This window comes from Brachybacterium sp. GU-2, assembly GCF_030866705.2.
Lineage (GTDB): Bacteria > Actinomycetota > Actinomycetes > Actinomycetales > Dermabacteraceae > Brachybacterium > Brachybacterium conglomeratum.
This window is the reverse complement of the sequence record NZ_CP133037.2, coordinates 276176-301200: the sequence shown is the minus strand read 5'-3', so window position 1 is coordinate 301200 and position 25025 is coordinate 276176. Positions and strand designations below refer to the sequence as shown.

23 protein-coding genes, 1 tRNA gene and 1 other RNA gene are annotated in these 25025 nt (G+C 70.7%); 9 read left to right on the top strand and 16 right to left on the bottom strand.

Translation table 11 applies throughout. From position 1 onward, the window contains the following. Window positions 1–42: 42 nt before the first annotated feature. The 8 genes from RBL05_RS01455 to RBL05_RS01420 all read right to left on the bottom strand — a co-directional run bounded on the left by RBL05_RS01455 (window position 43) and on the right by RBL05_RS01420 (window position 10597). A complete protein-coding gene (locus RBL05_RS01455; RefSeq protein ID WP_308740847.1) occupies window positions 43–1689 on the bottom strand; it encodes an ABC transporter permease in 1647 nt (548 codons plus the stop codon). After that, window positions 1686–2615 carry an ABC transporter ATP-binding protein gene (locus RBL05_RS01450; protein ID WP_308740848.1) on the bottom strand — a complete coding sequence of 310 codons (930 nt, stop codon included), beginning with the start codon at window positions 2613–2615 and terminating at the stop codon, window positions 1686–1688. Before RBL05_RS01450 ends, RBL05_RS01455 begins: the two co-directional genes overlap by 4 nt. Continuing rightward, the gene (locus tag RBL05_RS01445) at window positions 2612–3304 is read right to left on the bottom strand and encodes a TetR/AcrR family transcriptional regulator (protein ID WP_318604001.1); all 693 of its coding nucleotides are present in this window, start codon (window positions 3302–3304) and stop codon (window positions 2612–2614) included. Before RBL05_RS01445 ends, RBL05_RS01450 begins: the two co-directional genes overlap by 4 nt. A gap of 173 nt (window positions 3305–3477) precedes the next feature. After that, entirely contained in the window at window positions 3478–4395 is a 918-nt protein-coding gene (locus tag RBL05_RS01440) for a PD-(D/E)XK nuclease family protein (RefSeq protein ID WP_318603998.1), read from the bottom strand. Window positions 4396–4534: 139 nt separating this feature from the next. Continuing rightward, entirely contained in the window at window positions 4535–7756 is a 3222-nt protein-coding gene (locus RBL05_RS01435) for a bifunctional [glutamine synthetase] adenylyltransferase/[glutamine synthetase]-adenylyl-L-tyrosine phosphorylase (RefSeq protein ID WP_308740852.1), read from the bottom strand. Then, a complete protein-coding gene (locus RBL05_RS01430) occupies window positions 7749–9086 on the bottom strand; it encodes a glutamine synthetase family protein (protein ID WP_308740853.1) in 1338 nt (445 codons plus the stop codon). The genes RBL05_RS01435 and RBL05_RS01430 overlap by 8 nt, the downstream gene beginning before the upstream one ends. A 168-nt stretch (window positions 9087–9254) precedes the next feature. Beyond that, the gene (locus RBL05_RS01425; protein ID WP_308740854.1) at window positions 9255–9938 is read right to left on the bottom strand and encodes a hypothetical protein; all 684 of its coding nucleotides are present in this window, start codon (window positions 9936–9938) and stop codon (window positions 9255–9257) included. 131 nt (window positions 9939–10069) lie between these two features. Further along, window positions 10070–10597, bottom strand: a complete 528-nt coding sequence (locus RBL05_RS01420) for a hypothetical protein (protein ID WP_308740855.1) — start codon at window positions 10595–10597, stop codon at window positions 10070–10072. A gap of 156 nt (window positions 10598–10753) precedes the next feature. Here RBL05_RS01420 and panB point away from each other — a divergent pair, with 156 nt between their 5' ends. Then, a complete protein-coding gene (panB, locus tag RBL05_RS01415) occupies window positions 10754–11584 on the top strand; it encodes a 3-methyl-2-oxobutanoate hydroxymethyltransferase (protein ID WP_308740856.1) in 831 nt (276 codons plus the stop codon). Between the two features lie 77 nt (window positions 11585–11661). Here the strand turns inward: panB and RBL05_RS01410 are convergent, their stop codons facing one another. Next, the gene (locus tag RBL05_RS01410) at window positions 11662–11847 is read right to left on the bottom strand and encodes an SPOR domain-containing protein (protein WP_308740857.1); all 186 of its coding nucleotides are present in this window, start codon (window positions 11845–11847) and stop codon (window positions 11662–11664) included. 37 nt (window positions 11848–11884) lie between these two features. On the opposite strand from RBL05_RS01410, the gene map reads away from it, so the two are divergent. Further along, the gene (gene map, locus RBL05_RS01405; protein ID WP_308740858.1) at window positions 11885–12772 is read left to right on the top strand and encodes a type I methionyl aminopeptidase; all 888 of its coding nucleotides are present in this window, start codon (window positions 11885–11887) and stop codon (window positions 12770–12772) included. A gap of 197 nt (window positions 12773–12969) precedes the next feature. Beyond that, complete coding sequence (ppgK, locus tag RBL05_RS01400) at window positions 12970–13770, top strand: polyphosphate--glucose phosphotransferase (protein WP_308740859.1); 801 nt, start codon at window positions 12970–12972, stop codon at window positions 13768–13770. A gap of 121 nt (window positions 13771–13891) precedes the next feature. Here ppgK and rnpB read toward each other — a convergent pair. Further along, an RNA gene (rnpB, locus tag RBL05_RS01395) (RNase P RNA component class A) lies at window positions 13892–14252 on the bottom strand. Window positions 14253–14582: 330 nt separating this feature from the next. On the opposite strand from rnpB, the gene yaaA reads away from it, so the two are divergent. Further along, complete coding sequence (gene yaaA / locus RBL05_RS01390) at window positions 14583–15179, top strand: peroxide stress protein YaaA (protein WP_318603993.1); 597 nt, start codon at window positions 14583–14585, stop codon at window positions 15177–15179. Window positions 15180–15305: 126 nt separating this feature from the next. Here yaaA and RBL05_RS01385 read toward each other — a convergent pair whose 3' ends face one another. The 3 genes from RBL05_RS01385 to RBL05_RS01375 are packed head-to-tail and all read right to left on the bottom strand — an operon-like array spanning window position 15306 to window position 17916. Then, complete coding sequence (locus RBL05_RS01385) at window positions 15306–16178, bottom strand: Nif3-like dinuclear metal center hexameric protein (RefSeq protein ID WP_308740861.1); 873 nt, start codon at window positions 16176–16178, stop codon at window positions 15306–15308. Between the two features lie 5 nt (window positions 16179–16183). Next, window positions 16184–16642 carry a Fe-S cluster assembly sulfur transfer protein SufU gene (gene sufU / locus RBL05_RS01380; RefSeq protein WP_062950747.1) on the bottom strand — a complete coding sequence of 153 codons (459 nt, stop codon included), beginning with the start codon at window positions 16640–16642 and terminating at the stop codon, window positions 16184–16186. After that, window positions 16639–17916, bottom strand: coding sequence for a SufS family cysteine desulfurase (locus RBL05_RS01375; protein WP_318603990.1), 1278 nt, complete (start codon window positions 17914–17916; stop codon window positions 16639–16641). The genes sufU and RBL05_RS01375 overlap by 4 nt, the downstream gene beginning before the upstream one ends. A 70-nt stretch (window positions 17917–17986) precedes the next feature. Between RBL05_RS01375 and RBL05_RS01370 the strand changes: the two genes are divergently transcribed. The 5 genes from RBL05_RS01370 (at window position 17987) to RBL05_RS01350 (ending at window position 23527) form a co-directional block, all read left to right on the top strand. Next, the gene (locus RBL05_RS01370; RefSeq protein ID WP_308740863.1) at window positions 17987–18277 is read left to right on the top strand and encodes a hypothetical protein; all 291 of its coding nucleotides are present in this window, start codon (window positions 17987–17989) and stop codon (window positions 18275–18277) included. 240 nt (window positions 18278–18517) lie between these two features. Beyond that, a complete protein-coding gene (locus RBL05_RS01365; RefSeq protein ID WP_308740864.1) occupies window positions 18518–18880 on the top strand; it encodes a helix-turn-helix domain-containing protein in 363 nt (120 codons plus the stop codon). Window positions 18881–19547: 667 nt separating this feature from the next. Continuing rightward, the gene (locus RBL05_RS01360; RefSeq protein ID WP_318603989.1) at window positions 19548–20717 is read left to right on the top strand and encodes a hypothetical protein; all 1170 of its coding nucleotides are present in this window, start codon (window positions 19548–19550) and stop codon (window positions 20715–20717) included. A gap of 51 nt (window positions 20718–20768) precedes the next feature. Beyond that, complete coding sequence (locus RBL05_RS01355; RefSeq protein WP_318603987.1) at window positions 20769–21686, top strand: DUF4365 domain-containing protein; 918 nt, start codon at window positions 20769–20771, stop codon at window positions 21684–21686. Window positions 21687–21748: 62 nt separating this feature from the next. Further along, window positions 21749–23527, top strand: a complete 1779-nt coding sequence (locus RBL05_RS01350; protein ID WP_318603985.1) for a hypothetical protein — start codon at window positions 21749–21751, stop codon at window positions 23525–23527. Between the two features lie 14 nt (window positions 23528–23541). Here the strand turns inward: RBL05_RS01350 and RBL05_RS01345 are convergent, their stop codons facing one another. From RBL05_RS01345 to RBL05_RS01335, 3 genes are all read right to left on the bottom strand, one after another. Then, window positions 23542–23982, bottom strand: a complete 441-nt coding sequence (locus tag RBL05_RS01345; RefSeq protein ID WP_308740868.1) for a hypothetical protein — start codon at window positions 23980–23982, stop codon at window positions 23542–23544. A gap of 238 nt (window positions 23983–24220) precedes the next feature. Continuing rightward, window positions 24221–24297, bottom strand: a tRNA-Val gene (locus tag RBL05_RS01340). A gap of 67 nt (window positions 24298–24364) precedes the next feature. Then, complete coding sequence (locus tag RBL05_RS01335; RefSeq protein WP_308740869.1) at window positions 24365–24784, bottom strand: DUF3052 domain-containing protein; 420 nt, start codon at window positions 24782–24784, stop codon at window positions 24365–24367. Window positions 24785–25025 lie beyond the last annotated feature (241 nt).

The following is a 25025-nucleotide window of genomic DNA, read 5'->3' as shown; positions in this document are numbered from 1 at the left end:
CCCGCCCGGGGCCGGCGCCGCCACCCCGACGACCACCGGCCCTCAACCGGCGGTGAGGTCCCGGCGGCGTAGCAGAGCGAGTCCGAGCAGGGCCAGCACCGCGGCGGCGACGCCCATCACCACGAGCGGCATCGCCTCGAGATCCTCGGAGGGCACCAGGGCGATGTGCTGCAGGGGCGGGAGGTCCATGGCCCAGTCGGGCAGGCCCAGCATCTGACCGAGGAAGGTCACCAGCGCGGTGTACACCACGAGCAGCCAGGCGAGAGGGGCGATGCGGGACCCGAGCCCGTAGAGGGCGAGGGCGATCGCCGCATACAGCGCGACGGCGGGGAGATAGGTGAGCGCGGCGAGGGTCATCTCGCCGATCCAGGCCGTGTCCTCGGTCGCGCTCCACACGCCGATCCCGACGCCGAGGCCGAGCAGCACCTGCATCGCGGCGGTGCCCAGCAGCACGACCAGGAACCACTGGCCGGCCAGGCGCGCCCGGGAGGTGCCGGCGACGAGCACGCCGGCGAGGCGTCCCGCGGTCTCCTCGGTGCGCATCCGGAGCATCCCGGAGACGGCGAGGGCGACCGGGCCGATCGCGAGCATCATCAGCACGAAAGCGGAGAACGAGCCGGTGAGGTCGTCGAGCCGGATCGGGGCCACGCCGGCCAGGTCCGGCAGGTTCTCCGCGAAGTCGGTGAGCGAGCTGGCGAGGGAGCCGAAGGCGAGCGCGAAGAGGAACAGTCCGATGCCCCAGGCCAGATGGGTCCCGCCGACCAGCCGGCGGGTGAGGCCGCCCGGGGCGAGCAGCGCCGCCGACGCGGCGGCGCGTCCGGCCGCCGCGGGGCGGAGCCCGGCCCCGAGGTCGCGGCGGTGCGAGAGCCGGCCGGCGATCACCAGCAGCACGGCGACGGCGGCGAGGGAGACGAGCAGGGGCCACCAGCGCAGGTCCACGAAGGCGCGCGTCTGCTGCGCCCAGGCGAGCGGCGAGAACCAGGACAGCCACGAGCCGTCGCGTTCGATCACGTCCGCGATGCCGCGCACCATGAACGCGAGCGCCAGGATCCCCAGCGCCGTGCCGGAGGCGGTGCCGGCGTGCTCGGTGAGCTGGGCGGTGACCGCGGTGACCGCGCCGAAGACCAGTCCTGTCAGGGCGGTCGCGAGCCCGAGCGCCAGCGAGTCCGCCGTCTCTCCCCCGCCGATCAGCATCCCTGCGGCCACCGCGGCGCCGAGGGCGAGGTTCGCCAGCGCCATCACCAGCAGGGCGGAGACCGACGGGGCGAGGCGGCCGGTGGGCAGGGAGCGCAGCAGCTCGAGCCGTCCGGACTCCTCCTCGCCGCGGGTGAGGCGGGCGGTGAGCAGGATCGACATGATCGCGGCCGGGACGAGCAGGTAGAGCAGCAGCTCGTTGACGACCATCGCCCAGAAGGTGTAGTGGTCGGCGGCGCAGAACGGGCCGGTCATCATCACGGCCGAGGGGTTGTCCAGCAGCGCCGCCCGGGCGTCGAGCGCCGCCTGGTCGGGGTAGACGTCCTCCATCGCATAGATCGAGGCGGGTACCAGGACGAGCACGGCCAGGGTCCAGATCAGGATGCCGCGCCGGGCGAGCCGGAGGTGGAGACGGAGCAGGGCGCGCAGCCCGGTGAGCGGGCCGGCCGCGCGGCGCTGCCCGCGATGGGTGGGGGCGGCGGTCGCGGCGGTCATGACGCGTCCGCGTCCTCGGACACGGGCTCGAGCTCGTCGCCGTAGTGGCGCAGGAAGAGGTCCTCGAGGGAGGGCGGGGTGATCGTGAGACCGGTGACGCCGAGGGCCGTGAGCACGGGCAGCACGTCGTGCAGCGCCCGGTCGTCCACGTCGAAGCGGAGGCGCCCGTTCTCGGCGACGAGGTCGTGGACCCCGTCGAGCCGGGTGAGCGGCGCAGGATCGGCGTCGGTCGTCGCGGCGACGGTGGAGCGGGTGAGGTGGCGCAGATCGGCGAGGGTGCCGGACTCCACGGCCTTCCCGGCGCGGATGATGGTGACGGTGTCGCAGAGCTTCTCGACCTCGGCGAGGATGTGGCTGGAGAGCAGCACGGTCCGGCCGGCGGCGCGCAGGCGGGCGACCTCGTCGGTGAAGATCGCCTCCATCAGCGGATCGAGGCCGGAGGTCGGCTCGTCCATGATGTAGAGGTCCACGTCGCGGGAGAGCGCGGCGACGAGCGCGACCTTCTGGCGGTTGCCCTTGGAGTAGGTGCGGGCGCGCTTGGCGGGGTCGAGTTCGAAGCGCTCGATCAGCTCCTCGCGTCGGCGGCGGTGGCGCTCCCCGCTCTCGCCGCGGGTGAGCACGTCGATCGCCTCGCCGCCGGTCAGGCCCGGCCAGAGGTTCGTGTCGCCGGGGACGTAGGCGAGGCGGTGGTGGATCGCGACCGCGTCCCGCCACGGGTCCCTGCACAGGACGCGAGCCGTCCCGGAGCTCGCCCGCAGCAGGCCCAGCAGCACGCGGATGGTGGTGGACTTGCCCGCGCCGTTGGGGCCGAGGAAGCCGGTCACCTCGCCGTGGGGCACGGTGAGGTCGAAGCCGTCCAGCGCCCTCGTGGCGCCGAAGGTCTTGGTGAGGTCGCGGACGTGGACCGCAGGTTCCGGGGTGGTCATGTCGGGCTCCCGTCGGTCGGTGAGGTGGAGTCGGTGGTGTGCGCGCCCTCGTCGGCCGCGGTGCCCGCGTCGCCCTGTGCGGCGAGATAGGCGTCCAGCAGGCTCGCATCGGTGAGCAGCGGGGTGGTGTAGAGCTCGAGCAGGGGCAGGGTCAGCGAGTCGGTGTACTCGCGCATCCACCGCGGGAGGTCCTCCAGGTCCATCGGCGCCCCCTGGCCGGGCATCTGCAGCACGAGGGAGCCGAGCGCCATGTGCGCGAGCACCCGCACGCGCGCCTCGGGGTCGCGGCTGGGGCTGAGCACCCCTGCCCGCTCCCCCTCCTCGTGGTAGTCCCTCGCATTGGCGATGAAGTCCTCGATCAGCCGCTGGGCGAGCGGGCCGCCGGCCTGGAGGCGGCGCAGCACGTAGCCCGTCTCGGGCGCGTACTGCTCCACGGCGGCGAGCTGGGCGAGCATCGTGCCCACGCCACCGGTCACCGCCGCCCTCTTCTGCTGCCGGGTGACCTCGAGGGCGCGCCGGTCGCAGGCCTCGAGGAGCTTCTCGCGCGAGCCGAAGTGGTGGATGATCAGGCCCGCGCTGACCCCGGCATCCTGTGCGACGGCGCGCAGCGGGGCGCCCAGGCCGTCGACGGCGAAGCGTCGCATCGCGGCCTGGAGAATCCGCTCGTCGGCGGGGGCGGACTCTGCCATGCGGCTCTCCTCGGGCATCGGGCCCGCTCTGCGGGAGCGCGCAGGCCCTGTGCTGAACTGACGTTCAACACGCTATACGTGTGTTCAATGCGGGGCAAGGGATTCTTCGCCCGGAGATGCGAGCGCGCCGGCCCCGAAGGGACCGGCGCGCGGCGGCGGAGGGCGTGAAGTGCTCAGCCCAGGGCGTCGAGCCCGCCCTTGGTGCGCAGCAGCGAGAGCACGAGGCCCTTGGGGTCGGCGGCGGGCTCGAGCGCGCACTCGTCGGGCTCGAAGGACCACGCCGCGCGCAGCGCCCGGAACACCTCGAACTCCTCCTCCCCCGTCCTCAGCGGCACAGCCTGGTAGCCGCCCGCCTCGGGGAGATGGATGATGAACGCTCCGGTCAGCTCCGGCATCTCGCGGGTGGAGCCGTCGTCGTCGAGCAGCAGCTCGGCACGGCACACCGCTACCCCCTGCAGCGCGTAGTCGCCGCGCACCTTCTTCGAGGTCTTGATGTCGGCGCTGAGCAGAGTGTTCCCGATCCTCACGATCGCATCGGTGGTGCCCGCGTAGCCGACGGAGTGGTTCACGACCGTCTGCTCGACCTCCACGAACTCGGGCTGGAAGTCGTCGAGGAAGCGGCCGTAGCCGTCCAGTCGCACCTCGGCACGGGCGACGAGGCCCCGGAGGTCCTTCTCGGCGGCGAAGGCGCCGGAGCCGGTGCGCATCCGCTCGATGATCCCGCCGATGTGGTCGGCGTCGGGCCGTGAGCCGCTGGTGCCCCAGTCCTCGCAGGCGGAGTGGACCAGGGTGCCGAAGTCCGAGGCGGCGGCGGTGTACTCCGGCGCGGCCGCGGCGATCTTCTTCTGGGTGCCCCAGCGGTCGCGGGTGACGCGGGAGATCTCCGAGGCGGCGCGGTCGGGGTTCCGCTCGAGCCAGGCGTACATGTCCAGCGCCCTCTTCGAGGCCATGGTCGCGTACCAGCCCTGCAGGAAGTCCTTGGCGCGCATCCCCGCCACGGTGGTGATCGAGGGGTACATCAGCGGGCCCTCGGGCTCGAGGCGGTACATGCGGCCGCGCGGGGTGTCAGCGCTCAGGGAGGGGGTGGTCATCGGTCCTCGGAGGGGTGCGGGGGTCGCGCGGGGCGACGCGGGCGGACAGCCTCCCACGGTACAAGCTCGGCCGCCCCGTGCCTGTCCGGGGCAGGGCCGACGCGCCGGGGGCGGGCGCGTCTCACGTCAGCGGGAGGGCTCAGCAGGTCTCGCCGAAGATGATCTGCTCGGCGAGGGCGCGGGAGCGGCGGGTGACCTTGAGATAGCGGTCCTCGAGCTCCGATGCGGTGGCGTCCTCGCCGTCGATCAGCAGGGCCAGCGCCCGCAGGTCGTTGCGATCGCTGGGGAGCACCTCCCCCTCGCGCCCCTTCCACAGGAACAGCCCGCGCCGCAGCTGCCAGGCGAGCGTCCAGGCGGCTCGCAGCTCCTCGGCCTCGCGCCCCTCGAGCAGCTCGGCCGCGACCGCGGCCTCGAGCTGGGCGAGGGTCGAGGTGGTGCGCAGGCCCTCGACCTCGTGGCCGTGCTCGAGGGCGAGCAGCTGCGTGCACCATTCGACGTCGGTCATCCCGCCGCGTCCGAGCTTGAGATGCCGGGCGGGGTCGGCGTTGCGGGGCAGGCGCTCGGACTCCACCCGCGCCTTCATGCGCGTGATCGCCCGACGGTCCTGCTCCTCCAGACCGCCGTCCGGATAGCGGTGGCGGTCCATCTCCCCGGTCAGCCGCTCGCCGAGGGCCTCGGAGGAGACGACCACGCGGGCCCGCAGCAGCGCCTGCTTCTCCCAGGTCTCGGCATCCCGCCGGAGGTAGTCGATCCAGGACTCGGCGGTGCGGGCGAGCGGGCCGACCTTCCCCTCGGGGCGCAGGTCCGCGCTGACCTTCATGTCGGAGCGGGCGACGGGGGCGTTGAGGATCTTCTGGATCTGGGTGGCGACGGCGTTCGTGATCTCGACGGTGTCGCGGCCGGCGCCCCGGTCCACGGCGATGAACTGCACGTCCGCGTCGGACGAGTAGCCCATCTCCCGGGCGCCGAAGCTGCCCTGGGCGATGATCGCCAGCTCCACGCCGAGCGCCCGCGCGGGATCCGAGCGTCGCTCGCGCAGCTCCTGCGCGGTGGTCTCGTCGACCTCGTCGACGCCGTCCAGCGGCTCGGCCTCCTCGCCGACGACCTTCCGCTCGCGGGCCACGACGTGATAGGCGACCAGCAGCCCGGCCTCGAGCACCGCCTCGGCGAGGTCGGTGAGGGCACAGGCGACGTCCGCGGCGGAGGCGACGTCAGTGAGATGGGCGAGCGCGATCCGCAGCAGCTCGCGGCTGCGGGTGCGGCGCAGCACGTCCCGCGCCTCCTCGACGGTGCCCACGCGGGTGATCACGGCGAGGAACTCCCGGCCCAGCACCTCGCGGGACAGGGGCCGCAGCTGCTCGTCGCGGGCCAGCCAGCGCACCGCCTCCGGGATTCGCTCGAGCTCCTCGCCGACGTACCTGCTCGCCGCCAGCACTTTCGTCAGACGCTTCGCGGCGAGCCCGGAGTCGCGCAGCAGCCCCATGTACCAGTGGGCGGAGCCGATCTCGTCGGAGAGGCGGCGGAAGGCGAGCAGCCCCAGGTCCGGGTCGATCCCGTCGGCGAACCATTCGAGCATCGCCGGGAGCAGCTGACGCTGGATCCTGGCGCGTCGGGAGATCCCCTCGGTGAGGGAGGAGATGTGCGCGAGCGCCCGGCCGGGGTCGCGATAGCCGATCGCGGCCAGGCGCGCCTGGGCGTCCTCGGCGCTCAGCGCGATCTCCCCGTCGGACAGCTGCGAGGCAGTCAGCAGCAGCGGCCGGTAGAAGATCTCCTCGTGCAGCTGGCGGACGCGTCGCCGGGTGCGCTGGTAGCGCCCCGCGAACTCGTCGGTGCCGAGGCCCATGCTGCGCGAGAGGCGGCGCAGGTCCGAGGCGGCGGTGGGCAGCACCTGGGTGCGGCGCAGGCGGTGCAGCTGGAGGCGGTGCTCGACGCAGCGCAGGAAGCGGTAGGCCTCGTCCATCTCGGCGACGTGGGTGCGGGAGATGTAGCCGCCTTCGCCGAGCCGAGCGAGGGAGTCGAGAGTGGAGCGGCCCTGGAGCTGCTCGTCGGCGCGCCCGTGCACCAGCTGCAGCAGCTGGACGGTGAACTCGACGTCCCGCAGTCCGCCGGGGCCGAGCTTGATGTTCCGGTCCACCTCGGCTCGCGGGATGTGGGCGACGACGCGGCGGCGCATCGCCCGGGTGTCCTCGACGAAGCCCTCGCGGGTGGAGGCCTTCCACACCCACGGCGCAACCATCTCCTCGTAGGCGGCGCCGAGCTCGCGGTCGCCGGCGGCGGCGCGGGCCTTCAGCAGCGCCTGAAACTCCCAGGACTTCGCCCATTCGGTGTAATAGCGGCGGTAGGAGTCCAGGGTGCGCACCAGCGGTCCGTCCTTGCCCTCGGGGCGCAGGTTCGCGTCCACCTGCCACAGCGATCCCTCGGCGGTGCGCTCGGAGCAGGCGCGGGCGAGCTCCCTCGCCAGCGCGGCCCCGATCGTGATCACGTCCTCCTCCTCGTAGCCATCGTGCGCGGGGGCGACGACGTGCATGACGTCGACGTCGGAGATGTAGTTGAGCTCCCGCGCACCGGTCTTGCCCATCGCGATCACGGACCAGCGCACCTGCTCGTGCCCCTCGACGGTGGCGCGGGCGATCGCGGAGGCCGCTTCGAGGGCGGCGTCGGCGAGGTCGCTGATCGCGGCGGAGACGCGGGGCTGGAGGGCGGCGGGGTCGGCGGCGACGGCGTCGGCCGCGGCGATCTGGGCCAGGCGCAGGTGGTAGGCGGCGCGCAGCGCGTCCCTCTCCTCGCGGCCGCCGGAGCCCGCCACGGGCACCTCGGCCGACGGATCGGCGCCGACGGCCTCGAGCAGCGCCTTGCGCACCGCGGCGGCGGGGACCGCGAGCTCGTCGTCCCCCTCGCGCAGGAGCTCGAGCCTCTCGGGGTGGCGGGCGAGCACGTCGCCGAGCGCGACCGAGACGCCGAGCAGGCGTATCAGCCGGTGTCCGGGGGTGCCGGCGGTGCCCACCCCGGCGAGGAACTCCTCGAGCAGGGCGTCCTGGCCGGCCTCCCGGGCGGACTCCGCCAGGCGCAGCAGGCCCAGCACCGCGTCGTCCCCGTCGGCCGTCGCGCCGAGGGCCTCCGCGGCGCCGTCGCCGAGGCCGCGCAGCGCCGGTTCGGAGAGGAAGCGGCTGACGCGGTCGGTGCGGCTGAAGCCGAGGCGGGCGAGGGCGCCGGTGGTGGTCGCCGGCTCCTCGCTGGCACCGGGCTGCTCGGGCGGTGCGGACTTCGACGACGGCACGGTCTGTGACGTCGGTGCGTGCTCCTGCTGAGAGCCGTGCTTCTCGGGCGGTGGCGCGGCGTTCACGGCGTCCCCGTCAGACACGGCTGAAGGTCGAGCGGAGCTCGTGGTCGGTCACCTGTTCGCGATAGCGGTGCCACTCCTCGCGCTTGTCGCGGAGGAAGTACTCGAAGACCTGCTCGCCGAGCGTGTCCGCCATCAGCTCGGAGCCCTCGAAAACCTCCAGGGCGCGGAACAGGTCGGTGGGCAGCGGCTCGATGCCCATCGCGCGGCGCTCCCGCTCGGTGAGCTCCCATACTGCGTCCTCAGCGCCCTCGGGCAGCTCGTAGCCGCCCTCGACCCCGGCCATCCCGGCGGCGAGCAGCACGGCGAAGGCGAGATAGGGATTCGCCGAGGAATCCAGCCCTCGGAACTCGACCCGGGAGGAGGTGGTCTTGGTGGGCTTGTGGAAGGGGACGCGCACCAGCGCGGAGCGATTGTTATGGCCCCAGCAGATGTAGCTCGGCGCCTCCTGCGCGCCCCAGAGACGCTTGAAGGAGTTCACCCACTGGTTCGTCACCGCCACGTACTCGGGGGCGTGGCGCAGCAGTCCGGCGATGAACTGGCGACCGGTGCGGGAGAGGCCGTACTCGGCGCCCGGCTCGTGGAAGGCGTTCTTCCCGCCCTGGAAGAGGGAGAGGTGGGTGTGCATGCCGGAGCCGGGCTGGTCGATCATCGGCTTGGGCATGAAGGAGGCGACCTGCCCCAGCGACAGCGCGACCTCCTTGACCACGGTGCGGAGGGTGACGATGTTGTCGGCCGTGGTGAGCGCGTCGGCGTAGCGCAGGTCGATCTCGTTCTGGCCCGGACCGTTCTCGTGGTGGGAGAACTCGACCTGGATGTTCATCGCCTCCAGGTGCTGGATGGCAGCCCGGCGGAAGTCCTGGCCCTGGCCGCGGTGGACGTGGTCGAAGTAGCCGGCGTGGTCCACCGGCCGCAGCGGGGAGCCCTCCTCGTAGGGCTGCTCGAAGAGGTAGAACTCGATCTCGGGGTGGGTGAAGAACTCCAGCCCCTTCTCCTCCGCGCGGGCGAGGGCGTCCTTCAGCACGCGGCGCGGATCGGAGGCCGCGGGCTCGCCGTCGGGGGTGAGGACGTCGCACATCATGCGTCCGGTCGCGTTGGTCTCGCCGCGCCAGGCCAGCAGCTCGAAGGTCGCAGGGTCCGGGCGCAGGATCATGTCGGACTCGTAGCTGCGGGTGAGGCCCTCGATCGTGGAGCCGTCGATGCCGATGCCCTCGGTGAAGGCGATCTCGAGGTCCGCCGGCGAGATCGCGATGGACTTCAGCGTCCCCACGATGTCACTGAACCACAGCCGGATGAACCGCACGTCCTTGTCGGAGACGGTGCGGATGACGTCGTCATGGAGATGTCCCATGGGGTAAGTCTGCCTCAGGAGCGGGGCTCGTCGTGCGTCCCGACACCGGGCGGGTCACCAGCGGTTCCCCAGGCGGAGGGGCGCAATGAGCGACGCCCCGGCTCCGCGGGAGGAGTCGGGGCGTCCCGTCGTCCGCGGACCGTCGGAGCGTGCGCCGCTGCGGTCGGCTCAGAACGGGGCGTCGGCCTCGATGTACCACTGGCCGTCGTCGGCCTTCTTCATGTACATGTCGGCGGGCTCGTCCAGCATCGTGATGGAAGCGCGTCCGTCGCCGTTGTCCTCGGCGCCGATCATCGAACGCTCGATGGCATCGACGGCCGACGGGTCGAAGTCCCCGCCGAACTCCTCGTCGAAGCTGTCCACGCAGGTCTGCAGGCCGTCGCTCTCGGCGGGCTCGCCGGTGTCGTAATCGATCACCAGGCGGCAGGCACCCTCGGGATCCTGGGCGCCGATCGCCTCGAAGAAGGCGTAGAACCGGTCCCCCGCCGTGGTGAGCTCCTCCTCGGAGATCGGGCCCGCGGCCTCGTCCCCGCCCGCGGAGTTGTCGCCGCCGGCGCCATCGCCCTCGGCGTCCTCGGACTCGTCGGAGCCCTCGTCGGTCGAGGCCCCGTCACCCTCGGAGCTCTCGCCGTCCTCGGCGGATCCCTCCGACTCCGCGCCCTCGGGCTCGCCTCCCTCGGACTCCCCGCCGTCTTCCTCGTCGGCGGGCTGCTCGGCCGAGGGGTCGTCGCCGCCCTCGCCTCCCCCGGTGAGATCTCCGATCGCGCCGCAGGCGGACGCCCCTGCGATGAGCGCGAGGGCACCCAGCCCGGTGGCCGTTCCCCTGACGGTCCTGCGCATGATCGAGTTCATGATCGTGTCCTCCGTCAACGTCCGGGGACGATCCCCGGACACCAGAAGAGTGACACGGCAGGGGCGGCCCTGTCGCTGGGGAGTACTCCCCATGTCCCAGGAGCCGGCCCGCACGTCGCGGCGGGCGCTGCTCAGAAGGGGATCGAGAGGTACCACTGCCCGTCGTCGCCGCGTGTCATCGGGATCTCCACCGGCTGCTCGAGCAGGCTCAGCGAGATGGTGCCGTCGGCGGCGGGCTCGGCCTGGACCATCGAGGCGTCCAGCTGGTCGAACACCCCCGGATCCAGCATCTCCTCGTAGTCCGCCATGGCGCCGCGCGCCCCGTCGGCGCACTGCTGCAGGCGCTCGCCCTCGGGGGCGGCGCCGGTGCCCGGGTCGAGCACGTAGGCGCAGGCGGCCTCCCAGTCCTGGTCGTCGATCACGCCGAGGAAGCCGAGGAACCGGTCGGTCGCCGCGGAGAGATCCGCGTCGGTGACCTCGGCGCCGTCGCTCGCCTCCGGGGCGGCGTCGGCCGAGGCGCTCGGCGTCGCGCTGGGGGTCTCCGGGGCGGGCTGCTCGTCGTCCCCGCCGGTGCAGGCGGCGGTGCCGAGCGCGAGAGCGAGGGCGAAGGCGCAGGCGGCGATCCGACGGACGGGGCCGCGCAGGGGATGCGGTTCCATGGTGACCTCTTCTCGGCGACGTCTGCGCACGACGCTCCAAGGGTGGCACACGCCGGGCACGCACCGCACCTGACCGGCGGGAACCGGGTGCCCCGGGGCAACGCGGACGGCGCTAGGCTGGAGCGCCGGATCCCCGTCCCCGTCCAGGAGCCCGCTGTGAGCACTGAGTCCCCCGCCGCCGTCCCTGCCGCTCCGGCGAAGATCCGACTGCGCCACCTCCAGCAGGCCAAGGAGCAGGGCCGCCCGTTCGCGATGCTGACCGCCTACGACCAGTTCTCCGCCCGCGTCTTCGAGGAGGCCGGGATCGAGACCCTGCTGATCGGCGACTCCGTGGGCACCACCGTGCTCGGCCACTCCTCGACCACCGCGACCACGCATGCGGACATGCTCGTGTTCACCGCGGCCGTCGCCCGCAGCGTCACCCGCCCGCTGATCGTCGCCGACCTCGCCTTCGGCACCTACGAGACCGCGCCGCGGGATGCGGTGCTGCACGGCATCGAGCTGGTGCGCGCGGGCGCCGAGGCGGTCAAGCTCGAGGGCGGCGCCGAGGTCGTCCCCCAGATCGAGGCGCTCGTCGCCGCGGGCATCCCCGTGATCGGGCACCTCGGCTTCACGCCCCAGTCCGTCAACGCCCACTCCGGGCACCGGGTCCAGGGCCGCGACGAGCAGGCGGCGAAGAAGATGCTCGCCGACGCGCTCGCGATCCAGGAGGCCGGGGTCAGCGCGATGGTGCTCGAGCTCGTGCCGGCCCGCGTCGCCGCCGAGGTCACCGCCGCGCTGCGGGTGCCCACGATCGGGATCGGCGCCGGGGCCGGCTGCGACGGCCAGGTGCTCGTGTGGCAGGACATGGCGGGCCTGTCCGGCTTCCGGGGCAAGTTCGTCAAGGCCTTCGCGGACCTGCGCGGCGAGCTGCTCGGCGCCGCGACCGCCTATCGCGCCGAGGTCGAGGAGCGCAGCTACCCGGGGGCAGAGCACTCCTTCGACTGACGGGGCCGACGGGCCGGCCGCCCGCGCGGGTGCGGCCGGCCCTCACGCGGGTGCGGTCAGCCCTCGTGCACGACGGCTCAGCCCTCCTCCCACTGCTTGTCGTCCTCCTCCCACTCCTGGTTGCGCTGCGCGGCGGTGCTCAGCGCGCGCTCGGCCTCCTCGCGCGTGGCGTAGGGGCCCATCCGCTCGGTGGCCGGGGACTGCGCCCCCTCCTCGACCGTGCCGGTGCTCAGGTTGTAGTAGTACTGCGTGCCCTCGGTCACGTCGGTCTCCTTCGCTGTCGGTGAGAGACTGGTGGACATGACTGTAGAGCAGGATTGGATCCGTCCCGAGGGGCGCGCGCTGCTGGTGCCCGGAACCCTCAGCCCCCGTCGGCCCGTGCCCGCGCACATCGAGCGCCCCGAGTACGTGGGCAAGGACGAGGCGGTCTCGGACACGGGTCCGTTCGTGCAGAGCGCCGACGTGATCGCCCGCGTGCGCGAGGCCTCCCGCGTCGCGGCGCTCGCCCTCCAGGCCGCCGGCGAGGCCGCGCAGCCGGGCGTCACCACCGACCACATCGACGCGGTGGTCCACGACGTGCTGCTAGAGAACGGTGCCTACCCCTCCACGCTCGGCTATCTCGGCTTCGAGAAGTCCTGCTGCACGAGCCTGAACGAGGTCATCTGCCACGGCATCCCCGACTCGACCGTGATGGAGTCCGGCGACATCCTCAACGTCGACGTCACCGCCTTCCTGCACGGCGTCCACGGCGACTGCAACGCGACCTTCCTCGTCGGCGACGTCGCCCCGCGCGCCCAGGAGCTGGTCGAGGTCGCCCACGACGCGATGCTGCGCGGGATCAAGGCGGCCCGGCCCGGCCGCGAGGTCAACGTGATCGGCCGCGTCATCGAGAAGTTCGTCTCCCGCCACGGCATGGAGTCGGTGCGCGACTACACCGGCCACGGCGTCGCCGAGGGCTTCCACAACGGGCTGGTCATCCCCCACTACGACTCCGCGCCGATGTTCGACGACGTCATCGAGGAGAACATGACCTTCACCATCGAGCCGATGGTGACGCTCGGCTCGCAGGCCTGGGACCAGTGGGACGACGGTTGGACGGTCGTCACCCGCGACGGCTCCTACTCGGCCCAGTTCGAGCACACCATGCTCATCACCGACGCGGGCCCCGAGCTCCTCACCGTCGTCTGAGACCGGTCCGTTCCCGGACCCCGCGGACCGCTCGCCGCGACCTCCGCGGGAGTCCGGCGGCCGTGCGGGGCCGTCCTCGGACGTCCCCGTCGCGTGCCTGCGCAGCCCGGGTATCGTGGGCGCCCGAGAGAGGGTGCCGAGGGCGGCGCCCCGGCACCGGGCGGGGCCTTCCCGCATCGCACGACCAAGGAGAGACGATGAGCAAGAAGGCCTTCGGGATCGACATCGGCGGCAGCGGCATCAAGGGAGCGCCCGTCCACCTCGGCAAAGGCGAGCTCTCCGCCGACCGGGTGCGGATCCCGACCCCGCAGCCCTCGACCCCCGAGGCCGTGGCGGACACCGTCGCCGAGCTCCTCGGCTCCTTCGACATCCCCGAGGACATGCCCGTCGGCGTCACCTTCCCGGCCGTGATCCAGGAGGGCGTGGCGAAGACCGCCGCGAACGTGGACAAGTCCTGGATCGGCACCGACGTGGACGCCCTGTTCACCGAGCGCACCGGCCACGACGTGTTCGTGGTCAACGACGCCGACGCCGCCGGCATCGCCGAGATGGAGTTCGGCGCGGGCCGTAAGAGCTCCGGCGTGGTGCAGGTGTTCACCCTCGGCACCGGCGTGGGCAGCGCGACCTTCGTCGACGGCCGCCTGGTGCCCAACACCGAGCTCGGCCACGTGCTCCTGCACGGCGACGACGCCGAGAAGTACATGGCCTCCTCCGCCAAGGAGCGCGAGGACCTGGACTGGGAGACCTGGGCCGGTCGCCTCCAGGAGTACTTCTCCCACATCGAGTTCCTCTTCAGCCCCACCCGCATCATCGTCGGCGGCGGCGTCTCGAAGAAGCACCAGAAGTTCCTGCCGCTGCTGGACCTCGAGGCCGAGATCGTGCCGGCCGAGCTGCGCAACGAGGCCGGGATCATCGGCGCGGCGGTGCTCGCCCATCGCGAGGAGAAGGCCCTGCGGAAGGGCAAGAAGAAGGACGACAAGCACCACGCCGGCAGCTGAGCCCATCGGCCGAGGCCGTCCCGCGGTCGGAGCGCCCCGTCGGCCGGGGGATTCCGTCGCGGGCGCTCCCCTCGGGCGCCGCGCCCGTCGGGCGCGGCCCTCGCGGGGCTGCCCCGCGGGGCGGACCAGCCGGCCTGTAAGCCGGGTTCTGTGATCGGCAGCCATCCCTCTCGGGTCGCCGTTGCCGACGACCTCCAGCGGTCTACCCGGGAACTCGGGCCGGCGCCCTCATGCGTTCCCTGTCTGACCTTGCTCCCGGTGGGGTTTACCGTGCCGGTCTCGTCACCGAGACCGCGGTGGTCTCTTACACCACCCTTTCACCCTTACCGCCGCGCCCGAGGGCGCGGCGGCGGTCTGCTCTCTGTGGCACTGTCCCGCGGATCACTCCGGGTGGGCGTTACCCACCACCGTGCCGGATGGAGCCCGGACTTTCCTCGGCCCTGCGGCGTACGCCGCGGGGACGCGGCTGCCCGGCCGACTGGTCCGCCCGGCAGTATACGCTCCCACCTGCGCCTCCCCCTCCGCAGCGGGCAGGCGCCCGCGCCGACGTGCCGAAGCTCTCGCGGCGCCCTCCCTCGCCCCTGCCCTGCCGCCTCGGAGAATGGTCTGATGCTGATCCTGCTGCCGCCCTCGGAGACGAAGACCCGGCCCGCCGAGGAGGGGCATCGTCCGCTCGACCTCGACGAGCTCGCGCTGCCGGCGCTGCGGGAGGCGCGCGGGACGATGCTGCGGGCCGCGCACCGCACCGCCGCGGGGTCCGACGCCGCCTCCCGGCTGGGGGTCCCGGCCTCCTCCCCGAGCTCGTCGGGCGCATGCTGCATCTCGAGCAGGAGCCCGCCGCCGCGCCGCTCGGCGTCTACTCGGGGGTGCTCTACGACCAGCTCGAGCCGGGCGCGGAGATCCCCGGCGACCGGCGCGTGCTGGTCCAGAGCGCCCTGCTGGGCCTGGTCGACGCCGGGTGGGACCGGATCCCCGCCTACCGTCTCTCCGCCTCCTCGCAGCTCTCGCGGCTGGGGAAGGCGGGGTCCTGGTGGGCGCCGCGGCTGACGCCGATCGCCGGACAGCTGCGCGAGGAGGAGGCCGCGGGGTCCTCGCCGCTGGTGGTCGACTGCCGTTCAGGCTCCTACCGCTCGATGATGGCGATGCGCAGCGGGGACGGGGTGCGGATGCTGGAGGTCGCGCCGGTGCAGGACAGCGGCGGGGTTCGCAAGGTCATCTCCCATGACGCGAAGCGCTACCGGGGCCTGGTGACCCGTGTCCTGCTGGCGGCGGAGACCGCGCCCGCCACGGCGGAGGAGCTGGTCGACGTCGTCGGCGAAGGCCTCGCCGGGGTCTCGGGGCGCGGCAGCTCCCGGCTCGGCGTCGAGCTGGACGGGGACAGGCTCGTCGTGGTCGACCGGGTCGACTGACGCCGCCTCGACGGGCGTGGTCCGCCCGGCCGCGTCCCCGGGTCCGGCCGAGCGCCGCGGCCCCGGCTCTCGGGCGGCCCCGTCGCGTTCGGCCGGCCCGACCGGGCTCGGCCTGCCCGACCGGGTTCAGCCGGCCCGGCCGCCCCACGGGTCGGTGACCTGCGCGGTGATCTGCACGTCGAGGCCCGGCAGCGCCTCCGTGAGCAGCTCGCGGGCGAGCGGGAGCCACAGCGCCTCGCTCGCGGCGTGCGGCACGTCGATCAGCGCCGGCACGGCGGCGGGGTCCGCCGCGGACTCGAGGTGCTCGAGCGCCGGGTGGTGGCGCAGGTCGGAGGTGATGTAGACGTCGGCACCGCTGCGCGTGGCGGCCTCCAGGAAGGAGTCGCCCGCTCCGGGGCAGACGGCGACGGTGCGCACGGGACGCTCCGCCTCGCCCGTGTGCAGGATCCCGCGCGCGGTCGCGGGGACCAGGGCCGCGATCTGCTCGGCGAGGCCGCCGACGGTGGTGGGCGTCGCCGGCTCGCCGACGGCGCCGAGCCCGAAGCGGGTGGAGCCGTGACCTGCCTCCTCCCCCTCGTCACCGGGCAGCAGCGGGCGGGGGTCCTGCAGGTCGAGCGCCCGCAGCCAGGCGCCGACGGTGCCGCGGGTGGAGCGGTCCACGTTCGTGTGCCCGCACCACAGCGCCGTCCCGGCGCGCAGCAGGTCGGTGACCACCGCGCCCTTCCCGTCGTCGGCAGGCAGGAAGCTCGCCCCGCGCAGCAGCAGCGGATGATGGGTGATCAGCAGCTCGGCGCCGGAGGCGACCGCCTCGCGGGCGACCGCGAGCGTCGGGTCCACGGCCAGCAGCACACGGGAGACCGGCGCCTCCCGCTCCCCGAGGACGAGGCCAGCGCGGTCCCAGTCCTCCGCCCAGGCGAGCGGGTAGGCGGCCTCGAGCACGCCGACGACGTCGCCGACGGTCACGGTGGTCTCGGAGGTCGCCGGGGTCCGGGCGCTCATGGCGCTCATCCGCGCAGCGCTCGCGTCTCGAGGAGCGCCGCCTGGTAGGCCTTCCACGGCATGAGCACGCACTTGACCCGGGCGGGGAACTTCGCCGCGCCCATCAGCGCGACGCCGTCGCCGATCAGCTCCTCGTCACCCTCGATCCGTCCGCGGGAGCCGATCGCCTGCTCGAAGTGGGTGCGCACCGGCTCCACCTCCTCGACGCCGTGGCCGATCAGGAGATCGGCCATGATCGAGGCGGAGGCGCGGCTCATCGCACAGCCGACCGCGTCGTAGGAGACGTCCTCGATCCGCTCGGCGCCGTCCTCGGACAGATGCAGGCGCAGCGTGATCTCGTCGCCGCAGGTGGGGTTCACGTGGTGTACCTCGGCTTCGAACGGCTCGCGCAGCCCGGCGTGGAGGGGCCGCTTGTCGTGCTCGATCACGAGCTCGGTGTAGAGCGCGGAGAGATGGGTGCTCATGAGAGGGCTCCGAAGAACTCGACGGTGCGGGCGACGCCGTGGACGAGCGCGTCGACCTCGGCGTCGGTGGTGTGGACGGAGAAGGACGCGCGGGTGGTGCCGTGGAGCCCGAAGCGACGGTGCAGGGGCCAGGCGCAGTGGTGGCCCACCCGCACCTCGATGCCGTAGGAGTCCAGCACCTGGCCGACGTCGTGCGGGTGGCGGCCGGCGACGTCGAAGGCGACTGCTCCGGTGCGCTGCCGGGAGGCGGCCGGGCCGATGATCCGCACCCCGTCGATCCCGGAGAGCCCGTCGATCGCGCGCACGGTGAGAGCCTGCTCGTGCGCGGCGATCTGCTCCATGCCGAGCGCATCGAGATAGTCGCAGGCGGCGGCGAGGCCGACGGCCTGGGAGATCGGCGGGGTGCCGGCCTCGAAGCGGGCGGGCGGCTCGGCGAAGGTGCTGGCCTCCATCGTCACCGTCTCGATCATCGATCCGCCGGTGAGGAAGGGCGGCATCGTCTCGAGCAGCTCGTAGCGGCCCCAGAGCGCGCCGATGCCGGTGGGGCCGAGCATCTTGTGCCCGGACAGGGCGGCGAAGTCGACGCCCAGCGCGGCGAGGTCGAAGGGCATGTGCGGGGCGGACTGGGCGGCGTCCAGCACGGTCAGCGCGCCGACGGCGCGCGCCGCCTCGACGAGCCGGCCGACGGGGTTGACCGTGCCGAGCACGTTGGACTGGTGCGTGAATGCGAGGACCTTCGTGCGCTCGGTGAGCAGCGAGTCGAGGTCCGTGAGGTCGAGGGTGAAGTCCTCGGCCATGGGGATCCAGCGCAGGACGGCGCCGGTGCGGCGGGCCAGCTCCTGCCACGGGACGAGGTTCGCGTGGTGCTCCATCTCGGTCACGAGGATCTCGTCGCCCTCGCGCACGCGCAGGTGCCCGGGGGTGGAGGCGTCGCCGTCGCCGAGGGAGCGGGCGAGCAGGTTCAGCGCCTCGGTCGCGTTCTTCGTGAAGACGATCTCCTGCGCGGAGGGGGCGCCGAGGAAGGCGGCGAGCCGCTCGCGGGAGTCCTCGTAGGCGTCGGTCGCGGCCCCGGCCATGCGATGCGCGCCCCGCTTGACCGCGGCGTGGTCATGGGTGAGATAGGCGACCTCCGCGTCGATGACCGGCTGGGGGCGCTGTGAGGTGGCGCCGCCGTCGAGGTAGATCATCGGGGTCTCGGGGTCGAGCATCCGCTGCAGGATCGGGAAGTCGGCCCTGATCGCGTCCACGTCGAAGGGTCTGGTCGCTGCGCTCACCTGCGGGGGCCTCCTGTGGTCGATGGCGGTCCGGCCAGTATAGGAACGCCCAGGATCCGGGGGCGGGGCCGTGAGACGCTGTGCACAGTCCGCTCTGTTCACGACCCCGGAGGTGCCCGTGGAGACCCTGATCCTCGCCGCGATCGCTGTGTCCATCGCGGTCTCCCTCATCGTCATCATCGGTCGCATGCTGGTGCGCCGGCGCGAAGAGCGCGAGCAGTGGGAGCGGGACGGCCGCCCCGAGCCGCGCGAGCGGACCCCCGAGGAGAAGGAGCGCGACCGCCGCAGCGCCGTCACCTGGGGCTGCCTCGTCGTGGCCGTGCCCGTGGTGCTGGTGCTGGCCTACTGGGTCAGCCGCTGACGCTGGCGCCCTTCGCGCGACGGGGGTCAGCACGGCCGCAATGATCGCGGGAGTCGTGCTCAGACTGTGCTCAACTCCGCGACAAAGCCCCCGACCCAGCACTGTCAGTGCAGGTCGGGGGCTTCTCTTCGGGTGGACCTCCGTAGCAGCTTCTCAAACCCCCGGAAGCCGCTCGGATAGCTGATTTCCCGCGTTCTACGGGGTTCTCGGGCTCGTCGGCCGCGCGCTCGGGGTGCTCGGATGACCGATGAGCGCGGCCCGGTGCGTGTGAACTCGCGTCAGCCCCAAACCCGTTTGAGCGTCTCCAATCGAGCCGAGCTGATCGCCGGTTACGCCAATGACGTGCCCGTGCGGGAGCTGGCGACGCGATTCAACGTGCACCGCAGCACCGTGCGAGAAATAGCACGACAGGCGGGCTTGGCAGCTGGCAGACCGGAGTTGCCCGACGCGATCCGGCAGGACGCCGCTCAGCTCTATGCAGGTGGGATGACGCTCGCTCAGGTCGCCGCGCGACTCGGAATCGCCAACGAGGCCGTGCGCTCGGCAGTGTTCGCGTGCGGCGGGACGATCCGTGCTGGCGGTCGTCGCCGGGTCGGTGCCTGAGTTCGCACCTCACCGGATACCTATCGCGTCGACCACGGCCCGCTCGTCTGCTTCGGCGGGCGCGCTCGCGACGGGCGGTGACGGACTTGCGGACGCGGGCGCGGATCAGGAGCACAGCGCTGACCGGCCCGATCCAGAGCATCTTGAGCATGTTCCATATCGCCCACAGCACTGCGAGGTGGAGCCCTCCGGAGGCGCCGTCCTCGATGAGTTGGACACAGACGTTCGCGATCAGCAGGTACGGGATCGCGAGCAGCATCGCGGGGATACCCCAATTCAAACCACGGCGGGTGCGGATCGCATCCAGCAGGATCTTGGTGGGCATGTAGCGCCGCAGGAAGCAGCGGGGGTGGAAGCTGACGGTCCAGATCAGACGAATCATGGTTTTGTTCCTCTCCATTGCACAGTGCATCTGGTGAGGCAGTGCGTTGAAGAGTGACCCGAGGGTCTGCCAAGACCGGCGCACTACAGAGGAGAAATCAGCCTCATCAGGCAGTCTACGGGGGATTCCTTGCCAGTAGGAAGAAACTGGACAGCTACGGTCGCGGTCCTGGAGCGCTTCGACTGGTCGTCCGCCCTACTCTCGCATGAGGCGTGGATCACGCTGCGCGCCGGTGGCCCGGCGAGGCGAATGGACAGGCCGATCTCGCGACCATACGCTTGTTGAATGTTCCCGCCACCAGCCGGGCCGGAGCTGACGGCCGAGCAGTGTCAGGAGCTTGACGACACGTTCCTGGCGTCTGATCCGTTCGGGTACTTCAGCGCTCGGATCGGCATGATGCAGCGGTGGGCAGAGTCAGACGTCGACAACGATGACTATCCCCTGGCCGCGCCCGATGATGAACAGCAGCACGCCACCGAGACCCGTAGGCGGTTCGCTCGCCTCCTTGGCCGGCCGGTGGGCTTCATACCCGAGACCTCGCCGAGGTCCATTGCTACACAGGTCGCTACGGATGCTTACGCCCTGCGGCATCATGCGGCTGAGTCGCTTGTGCGGTTGACGTCAGCACTCTCGCAACGGACGCGCGTAGCCGAATCGCGCGTTTGGGAGGCCCTGTCGGCCGGGTCAAACCGACTCGATCAAGTCGTGAGCCAGATCCGCGAGTTCTTCTCCTCGGTAGAAGCCCCGATGCAGTTCGCCCGTCTGGTTCTCCGCGAGCAGGACTTGCAGAGCGGGATGACCGAGCGATTTGCTTCGGCGTCCAACGTGTTCGCCGACTGGCTCCAGTTCGCTATCGACCTAATTTTAGGACATGAACTCCAACTCAACGCTGCTCACAAGAACGTCAAGCACGGTCTCTCAGTCCGCGCTCGTGATGACCTCAAAGTCTCATTCGTCACCACTCCGCCCAGCGCAGATGGGACCATCCCGGTTGGTGCGCTGACCGGCCCGGACGCCGTGGACATCTTCGACCGCCCCGTTATCGAAGTTCTCGCACAGGCACCCAGGGTGGACGGACATCGACAAGGGCTGGAGCTGACGCAGTTGAGGGTGGATGTCCCTGCCGTTCTCGCCGAGGCATACATGATTGCCTGGGCCCACGCGGCGATGTTCCACGTCGCGGCCACGAAACACTTCGAAGGACGGGCAGACCTCCCCGACTATCTGGACGCTCCCGCTCATCCCGGTTACCCAGTGGGCGGGCCACATCCTGACCATGTTTCAGGCAAGGCGCCAGTCGGTATGAGGTTCCGTCTCACCACTCCTCCCAGTGGCGGTTCTGCGAGGCGATCGGCGGGAATCGCATTTCGAGACTCGTTCATACCGCTCGTATTCACTGGCTCTGCGATGCGCAACGTTCGGGTTGTTGCGGACGGGGCAACGGAGGAGGCGTAGGTGCGGGCGCCGAAGAATGAAGCTACGGGAACCTCGGGTGAGTCTGAGGTCTTGGCGCAGTTCGAGCGCTTGGGCTGGGGAGGGGTGATCGATAGCCGGCACGACACAGGCACCGATCTATATCTGCGGCCGCGAGATGCCCGCCGGTACGAACTCGGCGCCGTGATGGGTGCCCAGGTCAAGACCGGGCCGTCTTACTTCAACTCCCCGAAGAAGGACGCCGACGGCACGATAACTGGGTGGTGGTTTGCCGAAGACGACCGCGAACACTTCGACTACTGGCTGCGCCACGCCCTGCCCCACGTGGTGATCCTGCGCGATCAAGACAGAGATGTCTCGTACTGGGCCCACGTCACCCCGGAACACGTCATCCCGACCGGCAAAGGCGCCAAGATTCTTGTGCCGGCATCTCAAACCGTCGACGCGGACCAAAACGAAGCACTCTCCGACGTCGCGCTGACACAGCTTCCGACTCGGACCTGGGACGGCTCTGCGTGGACCGGCGCGGTACATCTTGCTCCGGTCGACGAAGTTCGGCATGCCCTCATCACTCCCCGGCTCATCGCACCCCACCCGAACCTGGTCCCAGATTCAATATCCGGGCCCGAAGCCCTCGCCATGCAAGTGCTCTTCCGGGACGACCTCGAACGGATTCTAGAACCGATGAGCCTTCCCACGCTCGCAGGGAGAATGATGCCGAGCGGAAGGGGCTGTCACTCGACGATGCACGTGAGGCCGACGACTGGTGTTGGCGCGCCACTGCCGCCGTTCATCTCTGGCACTACCAAGGAGAACCCGCTGATTTGCTTCAGCTTGTCGACCGAGCTTCGACGCCGTCTGAGCGCGCCGCGGCATCCGTGCTCTGCTGCGTCTATCACTTCGACGAGAATGATCCCGATACGGCGCTCCAGGTGCTTCAGGGCGCCCTGGCACATGACGACTACTCCTCAGTGGATCACGCATGGCTAGAAGCTCAACGAGCACGGGCACTGCTGGAGGTCGGACGACACGAGGAGGCTTTCGACCTCGCGATGAAGACCCAGCGAATCCATCGAGAGGCACCGTCAGACGTCACGGCTGCGGCCATCGCGGGCGCGTGTGCGCTGACGTCGTTCAGGGCCAGCGGCTGGATGCAGGGCGACATCGCCAACATCATCCAGCGCAGCGACAACCCAGCGTCGTGGTGGAGAACCCAGGTGATGTCCTATGGGCTATCCGCTCATCTCTCTGAGGAGTTCCGGAGATGGAGCGAGGATGCGTCGATTCGGATCGGGGGCTCGGACACTGCCCACAAGCGCCTGCTTTCCGCGGCGTTGCTGGCCTCGTGCGCTGGTGATCATGACGGATGGCGTGGCGCAATTGGCGCTCTCGCGGAGCACTTCCTTGTCACCACCGGCCCCACGGATGATCCCGACAGGGTCGCCGGGCGGCTGACTCTTCTCCGTCTCTCCGGTGACAGCAAGAGCACTGGGCGCGCGACTCGACACATCTTGCGCAGGGGCCCAACGACAGCCGCCCGGATCGCGGCGAGCAACGTGGACTTGTCTCGATCAACTCGGACGACCGCGTTGGCAGATATCGAGCTACTGACGGCCGCCGGCGACGTTCTCGAACCAGCACATGCCGACGCAATTTGCGTGTGGGCGCTGGCTATGCTCGAAGAGCCACAGGCCTACCTGGAACGCGCTCGGCCTACATTCATCGTGCTCCACAAAATCATCGATCTGCTGAAGGCCATGGTCTGGACATTCAGCGAGGACGCACTTCACAACGTTATCGACTACTTCCTCAACCAACCACCGGTCACCGACGACGGAACCGCGCGGACACTCGCCCGGCTGATCCATACGATCCCCGCATCCGCGTGGCGTGAGAGTGACCGTCAGCGCGCGGCGAACCGATCTGAGAGCGACGCCGCCTACCTACGCGAGGCCTTCTTGAGGGTCGCTGCTCCTACAGTCATGGAGAGTCGCGAGCAAGTCCTTCAACGAGCCCGGGCCGGGGAGTTGATCGTCTTCGAAGCCATCAACGACGTGCGAACACTGCCCTCCGATGCAGTCAATGCTCTTACCGATCGACTGTGCAGCGTCATCGACAATCTCATCGAGTATGCCGCCAAGGGGGCGTACGGTGTCGGCGGTCTCGACCCCGCCCATGCACTGACCCTGCTCGGTGTCTGGCACCCTTCGAGTGCGCGGTGGGATCGTATCGAAACTCTGTTGACGGCTCCCGGGGTCAGACCTCAGCAACAGTCTGGCGCATTGCAAGTACTCGCCGTCCATGGAGCGACGCTTGCCGACCCAATCAAGACACAACTTGTCGAAGCCGTGTCAGCTCTTCGGAACCGAGAGCCAGTACGGACCTTCTTCGATGACGACGAGGACATCCGAGGCCTCGCCGGCGAAGCGCTCGGTGCGCTCACAGATGAGGCCTCGCGCAAATCCTTGATACGGGAGCTTCTGGGCGGGGACACGGTTCACCGTGCCGCGAGTGCACGGATCATCGAACGTTTCGGAGACAAGGCAGAGTCCGAACTTCTTCTCGCCTTAGCGGGTGATGCAAACGAAACCGTACGTGACGCGGCGCTCAGAGGGCTGAGCCGGTTGGTCGTTGCCGAGCGCGCATCCGAGGGAGTCGTGACAATCCTGTCGAACGTCCTGAAGTCTGGCGGAAGGCGGAGTGCCGCAGCGGTCGTTTCCGGGCTCCACACGTCATCGGAGGTGCCAGCCGTTTCTCAACTGCTGACCATCGCCGCGCAGCACCCTTCAGCACAGATTCGCGAGGCTGCACGCGAGAGCACCACCGACTGAGAGTTCCGCAGGCGCTATCGTTCCTCCGCCGTCGCCGGTGGCAGTGATGCTCGACCTGTGCTGGAATCCGCCTCATCCTCGGGTGCTGGCGGTGCAAGTTGCTGCCTGGTGAAGGCGTCGCTTATTTCATTGATTTCGACCGTTTCTGGCGCTGGGTAATCCAGGCGATCGACAACACGCTTCATTGTCTTGTCTACGCCACCCACGGCCTTGGTGAGATCCTTGATCGCCCCACGTAAATGGTGCAGTGAGCCGTCCGGAGCGTCCCTGGCCTGACGCCACTCTGACATGTCGATCTGAATCTCCAGGACAGGCAGCGGACCGTGCGGGCCCTCGCCTTCGACACGCACAGTGCGGACCTGTGGTTCCTCGCTGGACAGTAGGTCGTAGCCGGCACCGAGCGTCCACCGGATTTCCCGTATCGGCGCGAGCGAGCGGAGTCCGCTGGCGAGCACCCGCTGAACACTCTCGGGACTGATGCGCGAACAGGTGACAGCTGTGGTTAGGCCGCCAGGCTGACGGTCGGGTTCATGATGGTCTCGTACTCGATGGGGGTCAATCGGCCCAGACGAGCCTGTTGAGTATTCGGGGTGTTGAGCACCGGCGGTGGTCCCGTTCGGCGCCACCACCAAGGACGGAAGGCGAAGTCTGGAACTCAAACCGGTGATGTCGTTGGTTTGAACAACGACCTTCTGGTGGGTCGTGAGGGGCTCGAACCCCCGACCTTCTGGGTGTAAACCAGACGCTCTGACCAGCTGAGCTAACGACCCGGAACGGGGCCTCCCCCGTCAGGACGGGGCCTCCCCCGTCAGGACGGGACCCCGTCGGTGATGGCGGTCACTTGGCGCGGCTGGCCAGGCGGGTACCGGTCCAGTCGGCGGCCAGCGACAGCGAGCTGATCACGCGCAGGCCCGCGATCTCGGCGCTCTCCTGCACCTCGCCCGGGGCGACATGCCCGGGCCGGCCGGCCTTCGGCGTGAGGAGCCACACAGGGGCGCCCGCCTCGATGTTGCGCAGCGCGTCCACGAGGGCGTCGGTGAGGTCGCCGTCGTCGTCGCGCCACCACAGCACCACGGCGTCGACGATCTCCTGGGTGTCCTCGTCCTCCATCTCCTCACCGATCAGGTCCTCGATCGCGTCGCGGAGGTCATGGTCCACGTCGTCGTCGTAGCCGATCTCCTGCACGATCTGACCCGTGGTGAGGTTCAGCGCCTCGGCGATGGCGCTGGGCGTGGGGGCGTCGGCCGACGGTGACAAGAAAGAACTCCTCAAGACGTGGTGTCAGTGCGAGCGCAGCATTCCGATCGGCCCGCACGGGCCCACCGCAGGTGCTGCGCGCGCCGATTCTATGCCACGGCGCACTCTCCTGCATTCCCGGCGCAGGACGTCGATCCCGACGCAGGCGGCAATGTCCCCAGCGTCACAGATGGGGAGGGTCTGTGAAGGTCCTCGGCGCGTCGCACGACGGTAGTCTGGGCGGAACCGAGGCCGACAGGAG